Here is a 14,970-nt window from a genome sequence, read left to right as displayed (position 1 = left end):
GCCCGATGCCCGATGCCCGATGCCCGATGCCCGATGCCCGATGCCCGATGCCCGATTAAGACCACATTTTAACATATTTTTACCAATCCTTGTAGTGAATATCTAAATTTTTTCTTTAAAATTCATATGATTGAGTTTAATTTAATCATCAATTAATTTTGCTCTAAACCTTTAGTACCAATTTATACTAAAGTACTTTTAGCATAATATATTAGAATAGTTAATTGAGTTTGTAATGAGCTTTTCAGTAAAGAATTGTTAAGTTATCACTCAAATAAAGTGACATTTGTCTTTACACTAGACGTTTAATTTTAATACTATCTTTGATAGATTCAGAGATAACATAATAAAAAAATTTAAAAAAATGATTTTAAGTTGAAATATAGATAAATTCATTTAGTTTATACCCTTTTGCATAAAAGCAGATTTACATTACAATTATTAAATTAGATTGTAATATGTTGATGAAAACGTCTTCCTTAATAACCCTATTATAAGGAATGTTACATAATCAACATTGTTTAAGAGATGAAAAGCATGAAAAAAATAATATTACTTTTATTATTGATGGTATCTTCACCGGCATTTAGCACTATCTATGTTTATAAAGGTAATATAGCAGATAAACAAATGACTTTATATCTAGAGCCGATAAGTCAAGCTTTTTGGGTTTATGATGATGATCCTAAACAGATACAACATAAATTAAACTATGGATGTGAATTAAATAATTCCTGCTCACAGTTAACTCATCAAACCAATTTAGAACTTTATGATGCACACGATCTCTATATCGATCCTGACAATCAACAAATAAAAGCCAAAAAACAAAGTCATTATTTTATCTTTAATGATATTCATCTAATACAAAATCAAGAAACAACATTGTTAAATCAAACATTAGAGGGTTATTGGTTTAATGGTAGTAATAATCAACACTATCCGGTAAAACTTTCTCAACAATTAGTGATAGATAAAGACAGTAATACGCAATTTACTAATGTTGAATTATTACAATTAGCGTCAACTGATCATCACTATTTTACTGCCGTCTTTTCTAAACAAAAAATGGATAAAATTAAGTTAGTTGGCATTAATGTTTATGCGAAAAATAACCATCAGTTATTACAAAAAATCAAAAATTTAAACTATAGTGATAATGGTTTTATGAGCATCGACTTACAAGATATCAATTTTGATGGAATACTTGATTTAGCTATTAAAAAATACCGTTCAAGGCAAGGTGATAACTTGGATTATTATATTAATGATAAGGGAGCATTTACACCAACCCATTTATGGGGGAGTAATATAGAGTTTAATCCCAAAGACAAATCCGCCATAGGTAGCAAAGATTGTTATGACCTGGATGATAAACAACAAAGGGTCCAGACTAAAATAGAAAGTGTTTATCAATACAAAAACTATCAATATATTTTTGTAAAAAATCGTTGTCAAATCATTAATATTGACAACAAAACCCAACGAAATTGTTTAGATGCCGAATATAATGCCTGTTTACTAAACCGCAATAATATTAATCGCGAAAATCCAAATGTAATTGGTGAAGATAATATACTGTACAAGAATATGGCGTGGGATAAAGGTAAATTAATTGATGGAGTGATAGATGATTGATTATGATGCTTTTCCTGAGCAACGACAATCTTATATTCAGCAGCTGTTACAAGACAAAGGTCGAGTAGTCAATGCCGATTTAATTAAATTACTTGGTGTATCAGAACATACAATTCGCCGCGATTTACAAAAACTTGCACGTAATGGTATCTGCAAACGTGTTTATGGTGGTGCGGTCAGCCAATTAAAACAATCTGCAAGCTTTGAAACCAGAATGACACAAAGCGTTAGTGAAAAGTCATCGGTTGCTAAACGATGCGCTCAACTCATCAAAGCCAATTCTTGTATTTTTATTGACGCAGGTTCAACCTATTTGACAATGGCAAGTTATATTCCTACAAATATTGAGTTAACTATTGTGACAAATTCCCCCCAAATCGCTTCACTACTTAGTAGTCGAACTCAGGGAGAGCTTATTTTACTTGGTGGAAAAGTAAATCCACAAACCGGCAGCACCCTGGGTGCAGATACGGTAAATCAGATCCGTAACATGGTCTTTGATCAAACATTTATCGGCGTGTGTGGACTTGATCCACAAGCTGGATTAAGTGCTGTTTATTATGAAGATGCTTGTTTTAAAAAAGAGGTAATTGCCCAAAGTAATGAAGTTGTCGCCGCTGTAATAGCCGATAAAATGTTACAAATAGCTCGTTATAAAGTGGCAAAGTGTGAAGATCTCGATATCATTGTCGTCAGTCGAGAAACTAAAATTGAAGGTTTTGAGCAGGTTGATTTACAAATAGAGGTCGCCTAATAGATTCGCTCTAAGGTCGACCAAATCTCTTTTTTAGCTATTTTGCTTGTAGATTTAATAGCAATTGAATTGTTTTTAGAACAGCACTGTCAGTATTATAGCCCGTTATAAAATTTGCCTTTGCTTTCGTTTCTTCAAATGCATTACGCATGGCAAAACTATATTCCGCTTGTTCTAACAATTCAATATCGTTATAACCATCACCGAATGCCATAGTTTCGTGTGTAGTTACATTAAGCATTTGTTGTAATTTCTTGATAGTTGTACCTTTATGTACATCATAATCGGTAATATCAATCCAATTTGCTTCTGATACAACAATATAGACATTATCCTCATAAGGGGTTAAATGCATACGCGTTTGAGGGCATTGACCTGTTTCATCATAGACCGTGATTTTAATAAAATCATCAGAAATTGAACTCAGTTCATCAACTTCAATAATGGAAGCATAAGAACCACGAACTTTTTGTTTTAATCTTGCTGGTAAATCCGATCGAATCACTGCACCTTTTGCTGTACAGGCAATGATGACATGATCGGTGCCGGCTTGTTCCAATGTTTTGATAATACGTTGTCCTAAATCATTGGCTAAAAAGGAACGATAGACAAATTCTCCATTAAATTTAATCGCTGTAGCACTGTCGCCAACGATCCAAATATGTTGACTATAATCGCCAAAGAGTTCCTCGACCCGCTCACACTGTTTACCTGTACACGCAACAAAATGGACATTCTCATTTGCCATTTGCTTATACACTTTAGCAAACAGTTGGCGATCATAATCACCTTGTTCGTTTAAAAAAGTCCCGTCTAAATCACTGATAATTAATTTAATCATATATTTTTCCTTTCATGCTAATAATGAATATTTTATCAATATGATTTAGTATGATGCCTTGTGATGGATTTAGCAAGATTAAATAATACTTTTGCTTTGAGCTTTATCAAAACACACTTAAGCAAGTCTTTTACAAAATGATTAATGAATTAAAGATTAATTACTAAGATGCTGAGCATTAATAAACAACGAAGAATGTCATAAAAGTTAGTGAAAATCCAATTATCACCCGCCATATAAAAAGCATCAACATCGAGCATCAACAACCAATAAAATAGCTAATTATAGAAAAGATCCTGAATCGATACTTCCCTATTCCGTTAATCAAACCGCGCTTATCAATGCTTGTTTAGGGGTTATTAATCAAACCCCAAAACGGATAATAATAGGCAAAAAAATAGTGCTTTAATTGAAAAAAACAGAACAACTGTATATCAATGTCACCCTTTTAACAATCAAAGCATCGATAGGAACAATAATCTATTACCTCTAAATCAAATACTCGTGGCATTTTGAAAATTAAAATAGCAAAAAATTTTTATATTACTACTTAGAATAAACCATTTCAGATTCGTTTCATAAGACATTAATTAAACCTGCTACACCGTTATTTGATACAGTTTCAAATTTAAAGAAAAGGCAAAAAGTTAAGTTTTCAGGTAATTTTTTTAAAGATAGTGATACTTGTATTGATGAATCAAGCATGCGTTTAGAGGATAAATTAAAAGAGCCTGAATATACCCTCAGATTTTTTCAAGTCAGTCCTCTTTAATTCAATTATTTTCAACAATAATGATTAATTGATAAATAAAAAAGCCTGAAAATAATCTCAGGCTTTTTATATGCTCACATTGTATTATTTTCAACAATAATCAAAATTGATTATTGTTTAGCTTCAATGTTATCACCCACTAAATCCAAATGAATGGTTTTACCTGGCACAAGTTTACCAGATAGGATTTGTTGTGCTAATGGGTTTTCAATCTCTTGTTGAATTGCACGTTTTAATGGTCTTGCACCATAAATTGGGTCAAAACCAACTTTAGCAAGTTGCTCTAACGCTGCATCAGAGATATCCAATTGATAACCGCGTTCATCCAAACGTTTTTCCACATTAGCCAATTGAATTCTAGCTATCGCTTTGATATTTTCTTGACCAAGTGGATGGAATACCACTGTTTCATCAATACGATTGATAAATTCTGGTCTAAAGTGTTTTGTTACAACAGTCATTACTAATGCTTTCATTTCGTCATAACTTAATTCAACATGACCTTGTATCAAATCTGAACCTAAGTTAGATGTCATAATAATCACTGTGTTTCGGAAATCAACAGTGCGTCCTTGCCCATCGGTTAAGCGTCCATCATCTAATACTTGTAATAAAATATTAAAGACATCCGGATGCGCTTTTTCGACTTCATCCAATAAAATGACAGAATAAGGACGACGTCTCACCGCTTCGGTCAAATAACCGCCCTCTTCATATCCTACATATCCCGGAGGTGCGCCAATTAAACGTGCCACAGAGTGTTTTTCCATAAACTCGGACATATCAATTCTGACCATGGCATCTTCACTATCAAACATAAAGTTAGCTAATGATTTACAAAGCTCAGTTTTACCTACCCCAGTTGGTCCTAAGAATAAAAAAGATCCAATTGGTTTATTCGGGTCAGAAAGTCCTGCTCGGCTACGACGAATTGCATTCGCTACCGCGACAACGGCTTCGTCTTGACCAATCACGCGTTTATGTAGTGCATCTTCCATATGCAGTAATTTATCTTTCTCACTTTCAAGCATCCTTGAAACAGGAATACCCGTTGATTTAGAAAGCACTTCAGCAATCTCATTATCGGTAACTTTATTACGCAATAACTTCATGGTTTTGCCTTCTAGCTGTGTTGCCGATGCCAATTTCTTTTCCAGTTCAGGGATCTTGCCGTATTGTAACTCAGACATTTTATTAAGATCACCAGCTCGGCGCGCTTGTTCTATTTCAGTACGTGCTTTTTCCAACTCAGCTTTGATTGTCTGAGTACCCGAAACAGCAGCCTTCTCTGACTTCCACTCTTCTTCAAGTGACGCATACTCTTTTTCTTTCTCAGCAAGTTCATCGTTTAGCATCTCAAGTCGTTTTTTACTTGCATCATCAGACTCTTTCTTAAGCGCTTGTTGCTCAAGTTTAAGCTGAATAATACGGCGTTCAAGTCGATCTAATGATTCCGGTTTTGAATCCATTTGCATACGAATACTTGATGCAGCTTCATCAATTAAATCGATCGCTTTATCTGGAAGCATACGATCGGAAATATAACGATGTGATAATGTAGCTGCTGCCACAATTGCTGGATCTGTAATTTGTACATGGTGATGCAATTCATAACGTTCTTTCAAACCACGCAATATAGCAATAGTATCTTCAACAGTTGGTTCAGCCACGTAGACTTTTTGGAATCGACGCTCTAAAGCGGGATCTTTTTCAATATATTGACGATACTCATCTAAGGTAGTCGCACCAACGCAATGTAATTCACCGCGGGCTAATGCTGGTTTTAACATATTACCTGCATCCATTGCACCATCGCTTTTACCTGCACCAACCATGGTATGAATTTCATCAATGAATAAAATGATGCGCCCTTCTTCTTTGGCTAAATCTTTTAAAACGGCTTTTAAACGTTCTTCAAATTCACCACGGTATTTCGCACCCGCAATTAATGCGCCCATATCTAAAGACAACACACGTTTATTACGTAAACCTTCAGGTACTTCACGGTTTACAATGCGCTGTGCAAGTCCTTCGACAATAGCGGTTTTACCCACGCCAGGTTCACCGATTAACACCGGGTTATTTTTAGTACGACGCTGTAATACTTGAATTGTACGACGGATCTCTTCATCGCGCCCAATCACAGGGTCGAGTTTGCCTTGTTCAGCACGCTCGGTTAAATCGATAGTATATTTTTTCAACGCACCGCGTTGATCTTCTGCACTGGCATCGTTCACGTTATCACTTCCTCTTATTTGACTGACGGCCTGATTTAATCTGTCTTTTGTAACACCGGATTTTTTAAGAATATCACCTAAACTGCCTTTTTCTTCTAAAGCAGCTAATATAAACAGTTCTGACGAAATATAACTATCGCCATTTTTTTGCGCTAATTTGTCACAAAGATTTAATACACGAACAAACTCTTGTGAAGGCAATACTTCACCACCCACACCTTGTACTTGTGGCAATCGATCAATTGCTTGGGTTAATTCTTGTTGCAAAGCAGCAACATTCGCTCCCGCTGCTGCCAATAATGGTTTGACACTGCTACCTTCCTGATTAAGCATTGCTGATAACACATGTATCGGCTCTATATATTGATTATCTTTACCTAATGCTAATGATTGTGCATCAGCTAAAGCTTGTTGAAACTTGTTAGTGAGTTTATCTAACCTCATATTATTCTCTCCTGAGCAATAAATTTGGTATAAATGCATAAAACATTTAAACCATTTGCATGATCACTAAATAAGTGTGGAAGAGTAAATTTCAAGAGCTACAAAAAAATTTTTTTATATGATTAAAATCAAAGTAAAAGTTAAAAATCATGAAATTACTTTCGAATAAAAATAACCTCATTCACCGCCAGTTGCGAGCTAAGAAAACACTAAAAAAATTGAGTAATAAACGTTAATATTATTCGTTTAGCTGGCTAGATTTGGTCTTAAAATTTGTTGATTAGCTGTACCATTACAGCCGCATCAATTTTAATGAATTATTACTATCATAAAATAATTCAAAATGTATAGAAAGGAATAATCATCATTAAGCAAAGCGAGATTAAAATCTATGCAACTTGATACATCTTTGCCAATTAACCAAATAGACAAAACACCACAATCGTTCGATACATCAATTATTGATACGACAACATAAAGCTAACCTCAATTCTAAAATAGAATTTTATGTACTGATGTATGAGCGCTTTAATTTTAACCCAAGTATAATTTAGCGCTATTTTTTATAAAGTTTGACGAGATTTGGCAATTAATTTTAAATTGCCCAACAAAATGTTGGGGCATCTATATTGCTAATATTATTTAAGTTACTTACCTAATATAAAAAATATAATCATTACCATGTTTATTCAAAATAATGATTTTAAATGACAAAACACTAGGAATATTTTATATTAGCTTCCCCAATGTTGTTAGATTATCTAACCGTGGTTCGTAACCCATCCCACGAAAAAAAACTAGGATTTAACATGTTTAAAATAGCTAAAGAGTTTCAATTTGATGCTTGTCATATGTTAGATGGGCATAATAAAAAATGTCACAACCTTCATGGCCATACTTATAAATTATTGGTTGAGATTAGTGGTAACCTTATTGCCGATGGTTCAAGTGCTGATATGGTGATGGATTACGCAGATCTAAAGGCAACAGTCACGCAACATATTGTTGATCCACTCGATCACGCTTACCTTTATAATCAAAACAATGAAAATGAGTGTCGCATCGCGGCTTTATTACACGAAATGAATCGAAAAACTTTTGCTTTTCCTTGTCGGACGACAGCCGAAGCAATGAGTAAATTTATTTTTGATTGTTTGTCACAGTACCTACCCGTTTCGATGATTAAATTATGGGAAACACCCACTTCTTATTGTGAATATCATCGGGGCGAAAAATGACAGAGTTTCGCATTGTTGAAATCTTCGAATCTCTACAGGGCGAAGGTTATAATACAGGCATGCCAGCTATTTTTATTCGCTTTGCTGGTTGCAATTTAAATTGCCAGTGGTGTGATACCAATTTCCGTCAATTTACACGATACACGTTAGCGGACATATTAGCTAAAGTAAAAAGTTACCAAAGTAAAAATATTATTATCACTGGTGGCGAACCAACAATGGTAAAAGCATTAGCCGAATTGTTAGCACCACTTAAGCAAGCTAATTATTTTATTGCAATTGAAAGTAATGGTTTAGGTAAAGTCGATTCATTAATCGATTATATTGCCTTAAGCCCGAAGTTCTGTTATCAAACACGCTATCAAAAAATTGTTCAATCCACCGCAGATGAAGTGCGAATTGTGGCAGAAAACCACCCTGAATTTTTACCTTTTTGCCGCTATATTGAAAAACATATCAAAGCCAAACGTTACTATCTATCACCTTGTGAAAAAAATGGTGAATTTAACATGTTTGAAACCATTGAATTACTCGGCAAAATAAATCAACAGCGTAGCGAAAATAAATGGTTACTTAGTATTCAAACCCATAAATTTGCGAATATCGAATGATGAATAAATTATTTTTTTAAATTATTTAACTCAATGAAATAAATGTAGTATTGCTTGAATTTTCAGTATTGATTAAAAACTTTGTTACAAAAGATTTCGATAGCATCGAATGCATTTTGCACGCAACGACTAACGACTGAGTCAGCAAGTTTTCTATTAAAACTTTGTCGATTTTTTTATCCAATGTGTGATTTGCCCTGGCTGTATGTGCTAAAACGGTTGCTGCTAATGAGCACACCTAAACGTCATCCTATAAGGCAAATAATTTACGCTCATCGCCAATCTTGTTTAAAAAAAGCTAAAAGCAATTGGGCTTTCGGTAATCATAAAAACATCTTCAGATTTGAAATTCTGTTGTAATTGTTATCGTGTTTTTGGCTGAGGATTATCAAATTTCATCTATCTAGTTAATACCTTATTATTATAATTTTTCAGAATGTTGCCGCTTTTGAAAAACTGGGATGGTTATGGATTTTCAAACCAAATCATCGATGCCATTCTACCGGTTCTGTTTTCACGACGATAAGAGAAGAATAAATCCTGTTCAGTAAAAGTGCAGAAATTACCACCAAAAATCTTATTTATTCCCATGGCAGTTAATCTTTGTCTGGCGATTAAATAGAGGTCAGCAAGGTATTTTTGTTCTGTTTGGTTAATCAATGTAAAAGCCTGTTCAGCTTGAGGATCAATTGCTTCAAATTGTGCTTTCACTTCACCGCCTACTTCGAATTTTTTTGCACTAATAGCCGGTCCCATCCAAGCGAGGATCTGATTTTTAGGACATGAAAACTTTTTAATAGTTTGTTCTAAAATTCCATTGCAAAGCCCACGCCAACCAGCATGAGCCGCTGCAACTTCATCGCCATTAACCGAGCAAAACAGTACTGGCATACAATCAGCTGTCAACACCACGCTTACCTGCTTAGCCTGCCGAGTATACGACGCATCAGCTTCAAATCTATCATTAGCAATCATGCCGATAGCCGGTTGCAATTCCACTTCAGTAATATCTAATGCAACTGTACTATGCGTTTGATTTAACCAATAAGGTTCACTGGGAATCTGTTCTGCTTTGATTAATCGCCGACAATTTTCCGCAACATGATCTAAATCATCACCAGTGCGACTGCCCAAATTTAAACTTTCAAAAGGCGCTAGGCTTACCCCACCCTTTCGAGTGGTAGTAAATGCCCGTATGTTTTTCGGGGCTGGCCAATAAGGAGAAATCGATTTAATCATGATGCTCACCTCACCAATCTAATTCATCTTTATGTTGCTGGGTATCGTCTTGAAGCGCTAAAATTAACTTTTGCATATCCTCTGGGATAGGTGCATGCCATTCCATCTGCTCCCCAGTAATAGGATGAAATAACCGTAACATAGCAGCATGTAAGGCTTGTCTATCAAAATCGCGTAAAGTTTGTATAAATGATTCGCTTGCACCTTTTGGTGGTCTTGGTCGTCCACCATATAGAGGATCACCAACTAGTGGATGAGCAATATGAGCCATATGCACACGTATTTGGTGTGTGCGTCCCGTCTCGAGTCTTAAACGTAAGCGCGTATGGAGCCGATATTTTTCCATTACCCGATAGTGAGTAACAGCGGGTTTACCCGTTGGAAATACCGCCATGTGTGTTCGTTTTGTTGGATGACGTGTAATCGGCTCATCAATCGTCCCACCTGCGGTAATAATGCCCATGGCAACGGCTTCATATTCCCGCGTAATTTCACGTAATTGCAACGATTCAACTAAATGTGTTTGTGCAATGATTGTTTTGGCAACGACCATTAAACCGGTGGTATCTTTATCTAAGCGATGGACAATACCGGCGCGCGGAACTCGTGCTATTTCTGGATAATGATAGAGTAATGCATTTAATACGGTACCATTAGGATTGCCCGCACCAGGATGGACAACTAAATCACGCGGTTTATTAATAACTAAAATATCATCATCTTCATAAACAATATTCAATTTGATATTTTCAGGTTGATGATATGTTTCTTGCTCAATTTCTGCACTAATGGTAATTTTTTCGCCGCCTAATACTTTTTCTTTAGGCTTATTAACAATAATACCGTTGACTGTCACTTTATTATTCACAATCCACTCTTTTATTCTTGAACGTGAATAATCAGGAAAAAGCTCGGATAACGCTTGATCTAAACGCATTCCGAGTTGTGTTTGTTCTATTTCTGTTGATAATTTTAACTCGAGCATATGTAATTTATCTATTTTAAGCTGATATGTTTTAGAGTATTATATACTATTCATAGACTTTAATGTTTATTTATATTTTGGATTGAGAACTGAATGAAACTACGTTTACACTCTTTGTTAGCAATTGCTTTAAGTGGCATGTTAATTGGCTGCACAACAACAAAGCCTGATGTTGAAAATGTATCAGAATTAGAACTCCACAACAAAGCTCAAACCGAGCTAGAAAGTGGTAACATAAAATCCAGTATCACTATATTAGAGGCAATGGATAAAAATTATCCATTTGGTCCTTATTCACAACAAGTGCAACTTGATTTAATTTATGCTTATTATAAATCTGCTAATTTCCCATTAGTTATCGCGTCGGTTGACCGATTTTTAAAATTAAACCCGACTCATCCTAATATCGATTGGGTTATTTATATGCGTGGTTTAGCCAATATGGCTCAGGACAACAATATGATCCAAGGTTGGTTCAATGTTGATCGTTCAGACCGAGATCCTGACTTTGCTACCGCTGCTTTTAAAGATTTTACTTACCTGGTTTCAAGTTTTCCAACCAGTATTTACGCCGCTGATGCACAAAAACGTTTGGTATTTTTGAAAAATAGACTGTCAAGATACCAACTTAAAATAGCGGAATATTATACTCAGCGCGGTGCTTATGTTGCGGTTATTAATCGTGTTAGCCAAATGATTGCGTTATTTCCGGATACGGATTCAACTAAACAAGGTCTACTGTTAATGCGCGATGCCTATAATGAACTAGGCTTGACTAATGAAACACAAAAAACCGATACGCTTATACAAGCAAATCTTGAAAACATGCCTAAAGAAGAACAGCGCTCATTTTTATCACGCTTAACCAGCGTATTTAATGGTAACTAAAGCCGTAAGAGGCGGGATAATTACCCGCCCATCACTAAGATTATCAGCCAGCAATTACTCTGTTTGTTAATCTTATTAATGAGTTGCCTAAATTATCCCCTTTAATAAATCTATTCATACATTCACATATCGTTTGTAAAACGTGACAATAACCAATACAATTAGCAAATTATTTTTATTAGCAATAATAGATAGGACATTAATTCGTCATGCAAGAACAATATCGCCCCGATGAGATTGAAGCCAAAGTTCAACAACATTGGCAAGAAAATAAAACATTCCATGTTACCGAAGATCCCTCAAAAGAAAAGTATTACTGCTTATCAATGTTACCTTACCCATCAGGGCGGTTACACCTTGGTCATGTTCGAAACTATACTATCGGTGATACTATTTCACGCTATCAACGTTTAAATGGCAAAAATGTTTTACAACCTATTGGTTGGGATGCTTTCGGTTTACCGGCAGAAGGTGCGGCAGTGAAAAATAACACTGCACCGGCTAAATGGACCTATGAAAATATTGCTTACATGAAAAAGCAACTACAGTTATTAGGGTTTGGTTATGATTGGGATCGCGAAGTGACAACCTGCCGTCCTGAATACTACAAATGGGAACAGTGGTTTTTTACTAAACTATTTGAAAAAGGTTTAGTTTATAAAAAAACATCCGCTGTTAACTGGTGTCCGAACGATCAGACCGTCCTTGCTAATGAACAGGTGGTTGAAGGTTGCTGTTGGCGCTGTAATACCCCCGTTGAACGCAAAGAGATCCCACAATGGTTTATTAAAATTACTAATTATGCCGAAGAGTTACTTAACGATTTAGATACATTAGAAAACTGGCCAGAACAAGTTAAAACCATGCAACGTAACTGGATTGGCCGCTCTGAAGGTGTAGAGTTTGATTTTGCGGTTGAAAACTATGCTGATAAGTTACGAGTTTATACTACGCGGCCAGATACATTAATGGGTGTGAGTTTTGTGTCTGTTGCGGCAGAACACCCACTAGCGCAATTAGCAGCCCAAAATAACACCAAAATTGCTGAATTTATTGCTGAATGCAAAAATACTAAAACTGCCGAAGCCGATATGGCGACCATGGAAAAGAAAGGCATGGCGACAGGATTTTTTGCTATTCATCCATTAACAGGCGATAAAGTTCCAGTTTGGATTGCTAATTTTGTTTTAATCGAATATGGAACCGGTGCAGTAATGGCAGTACCAGGCCATGATGAACGCGATTATGAGTTTGCAAGTAAATATAATTTGCCAATTAAACCGGTAATTTTAGATCAAGATGGCAATGCGCCGGATCTTTCCGAAAATGCGTATACTCAACATGGTATATTGTTTAATTCGGGTGAATTTAATGGCCTTGATTTTGAACAAGCGTTTAATGCTATTGCCGATAAACTCATAGCGTTAGGTATTGGTGAACGTAAAGTTAATTACCGCCTACGAGATTGGGGGGTTTCTCGCCAACGTTATTGGGGTGCACCAATTCCAATGGTGACACTTGAAGATGGCACCACAATTCCTACACCAGAAGATCAACTGCCAGTTATTTTACCAGAAAATGTTGAAATGAACGGTATTACCAGTCCAATTAAAGCCGATCCTAATTGGGCAAAAACCACGGTAAATGGACAACCAGCATTGCGTGAAACGGATACCTTTGATACGTTTATGGAATCATCTTGGTATTATGCTCGTTATACTTGTCCACATTATGACAAAGGCATGTTGGACGAAAAAGCTGCCAATTATTGGTTGCCAGTCGATCAATATGTAGGGGGTATTGAACATGCCATTATGCATTTACTTTATTTTAGATTCTTCCATAAGTTAATGCGTGATTTTGGTCTAGTATCATCAGATGAACCGGCTAAGCGTTTGCTTTGCCAAGGTATGGTGTTAGCTGATGCGTTTTATTATACCAGCCCAACCAATGAACGTATTTGGGTATCGCCAACTGAGGTCACAATCGAACGTGATGAAAAAGGTCGTATTGTGAAAGCGGTAGATAGCAAAGGTAATGAGCTGGTGCATGCCGGTATGACTAAAATGTCTAAATCAAAAAATAACGGTATTGATCCGCAAGAAATGGTCGAAAAATATGGCGCCGATACTGTACGTTTGTTTATGATGTTTGCCTCACCGGCTGAGATGACCCTTGAATGGCAAGAGTCTGGCGTTGAAGGTGCCAATCGCTTTATAAAACGTGTTTGGCGTTTAGTTTATGAACACGCACAAAAAGGCAGTGTGGATAAACTTGACGTTAATGCTTTAAATGCCGATCAAAAAGCATTAAGACGTGAATTACATAAGACAATTGCTAAGGTCAGTGATGATATTGGTCGTCGTCAAACCTTCAATACTGCTATCGCTGCGGTAATGGAGTTTATGAATCGTTTGCAAAAAGCACCACAAGAATCAGCACAAGACCATGCGCTTATGGATGAAGCTTTAAATGCGATTGTTCGTTTACTTTACCCAATGATGCCTCATGCTTGTTTTGTCATGTGGCAAGCTTTAGGTCATAGTGAAACAATTGATAATACAACATGGCCTATAGCTGAAGAGTCAGCCATGGTCGAAGATGAAAAACTGATTGTTGTGCAAATTAATGGTAAAGTACGTGGTAAGTTTACCGTTCCTGCTGATGCTGATCAAGATTTGGTATTGGCGCAAGCAAAACAAGAACCGAATATCCAAAAATACTTAGCGGACGTTACTATTCGTAAAGTTATTTATGTACCAGGTAAATTATTAAATCTTGTTGTTGGTTGATACTGTTAAAATTCAAACATGGGTGGTAATACTTATGAAAAAATATATAGCCTTATTTATACTAATGGCAGTATCATTGACAGGTTGTGGTTTTCATCTACAAAATGAAACTGAAATACCAGCACGATTTAAGACGATGACTTATATCAGTTATGATCCTTATGGACAGCTTTCACGAGAAATAAAAGAATTATTACATAACAATAAAATCAAGTTAATAGATAGCGGTAATTTACAAAAAATACCAACATTAAAGATTGTTAATGATTCACTGGATCGTAATACTATATCCATCTACCAAGACGGTAAAGCAGCTGAGTATCAATTAGTATTAAAGATTGAAGCGCAGGTTGTAATTGATAATGTAAAAGTTTATCCAATTAAAGTACGTATTTTCCGTACATTTTTTGATAACCCAACAGCAGCACTTGCTAAAACAACCGAGCAAGATTTAATTGAAGATGAAATGTATAAACAAGCCGCTAAGCAAATTATTCGTAAATTGAAATCGGTTGATGCTGTTAATTAACT

Annotated in this window: 10 protein-coding genes, 1 pseudogene and 1 riboswitch; of the genes and pseudogenes, 7 read left to right on the top strand and 4 right to left on the bottom strand. The window is 35.7% G+C overall.

The genetic code is table 11. The annotated features are described in order from the left end of the window. The first annotated feature begins 537 nt into the window (after positions 1-537). Complete coding sequence (locus J3U59_RS04785; protein WP_267333064.1) at positions 538-1,638, top strand: hypothetical protein; 1,101 nt, start codon at positions 538-540, stop codon at positions 1,636-1,638. Further along, the gene (locus J3U59_RS04780) at positions 1,631-2,392 is read left to right on the top strand and encodes a DeoR/GlpR family DNA-binding transcription regulator (protein ID WP_267333065.1); all 762 of its coding nucleotides are present in this window, start codon (positions 1,631-1,633) and stop codon (positions 2,390-2,392) included. Before J3U59_RS04785 ends, J3U59_RS04780 begins: the two co-directional genes overlap by 8 nt. 37 nt (positions 2,393-2,429) lie before the next feature. Here the strand turns inward: J3U59_RS04780 and J3U59_RS04775 are convergent, their stop codons facing one another. Together J3U59_RS04775 and clpB are read right to left on the bottom strand one after the other, a co-directional pair. After that, positions 2,430-3,233, bottom strand: coding sequence for a Cof-type HAD-IIB family hydrolase (locus J3U59_RS04775; RefSeq protein ID WP_267333066.1), 804 nt, complete (start codon positions 3,231-3,233; stop codon positions 2,430-2,432). Positions 3,234-4,115: 882 nt separating this feature from the next. After that, a complete protein-coding gene (gene clpB, locus J3U59_RS04770; protein WP_267333067.1) occupies positions 4,116-6,686 on the bottom strand; it encodes an ATP-dependent chaperone ClpB in 2,571 nt (856 codons plus the stop codon). 761 nt (positions 6,687-7,447) lie between these two features. Then, a riboswitch (PreQ1 riboswitch) is annotated at positions 7,448-7,493 on the top strand. Positions 7,494-7,495: 2 nt separating this feature from the next. Here clpB and queD point away from each other — a divergent pair. Together queD and J3U59_RS04760 are read left to right on the top strand one after the other, a co-directional pair. Continuing rightward, entirely contained in the window at positions 7,496-7,924 is a 429-nt protein-coding gene (gene queD, locus J3U59_RS04765) for a 6-carboxytetrahydropterin synthase QueD (protein WP_267333068.1), read from the top strand. After that, positions 7,921-8,535, top strand: a complete 615-nt coding sequence (locus tag J3U59_RS04760) for a 7-carboxy-7-deazaguanine synthase QueE (protein ID WP_267333069.1) — start codon at positions 7,921-7,923, stop codon at positions 8,533-8,535. Before queD ends, J3U59_RS04760 begins: the two co-directional genes overlap by 4 nt. Before the next feature lie 465 nt (positions 8,536-9,000). Here the strand turns inward: J3U59_RS04760 and pgeF are convergent, their stop codons facing one another. Together pgeF and rluD are read right to left on the bottom strand one after the other, a co-directional pair. Beyond that, positions 9,001-9,771 carry a peptidoglycan editing factor PgeF gene (gene pgeF / locus J3U59_RS04755; RefSeq protein ID WP_416379558.1) on the bottom strand — a complete coding sequence of 257 codons (771 nt, stop codon included), beginning with the start codon at positions 9,769-9,771 and terminating at the stop codon, positions 9,001-9,003. A gap of 13 nt (positions 9,772-9,784) precedes the next feature. Beyond that, complete coding sequence (rluD, locus tag J3U59_RS04750) at positions 9,785-10,759, bottom strand: 23S rRNA pseudouridine(1911/1915/1917) synthase RluD (protein WP_267333071.1); 975 nt, start codon at positions 10,757-10,759, stop codon at positions 9,785-9,787. Positions 10,760-10,852: 93 nt separating this feature from the next. Here rluD and bamD point away from each other — a divergent pair. The 3 genes and pseudogenes from bamD to lptE all read left to right on the top strand — a co-directional run. After that, positions 10,853-11,575, top strand: a pseudogene (gene bamD / locus J3U59_RS04745) (outer membrane protein assembly factor BamD); the annotation flags it as partial. Positions 11,576-11,856: 281 nt separating this feature from the next. Then, on the top strand, positions 11,857-14,439 hold the full coding sequence (leuS, locus tag J3U59_RS04740; RefSeq protein ID WP_267333072.1) for a leucine--tRNA ligase: 2,583 nt from the start codon (positions 11,857-11,859) through the stop codon (positions 14,437-14,439). Between the two features lie 34 nt (positions 14,440-14,473). Further along, positions 14,474-14,968, top strand: coding sequence for an LPS assembly lipoprotein LptE (gene lptE, locus J3U59_RS04735; protein WP_267333073.1), 495 nt, complete (start codon positions 14,474-14,476; stop codon positions 14,966-14,968). Positions 14,969-14,970: the final 2 nt, after the last annotated feature.

The sequence above is a fragment of the Gilliamella sp. B3783 genome, assembly GCF_026536125.1.
In the GTDB taxonomy this organism is placed as follows: domain Bacteria; phylum Pseudomonadota; class Gammaproteobacteria; order Enterobacterales; family Orbaceae; genus Gilliamella.
This window is presented reverse-complemented; position numbering and strand designations above follow the sequence as displayed.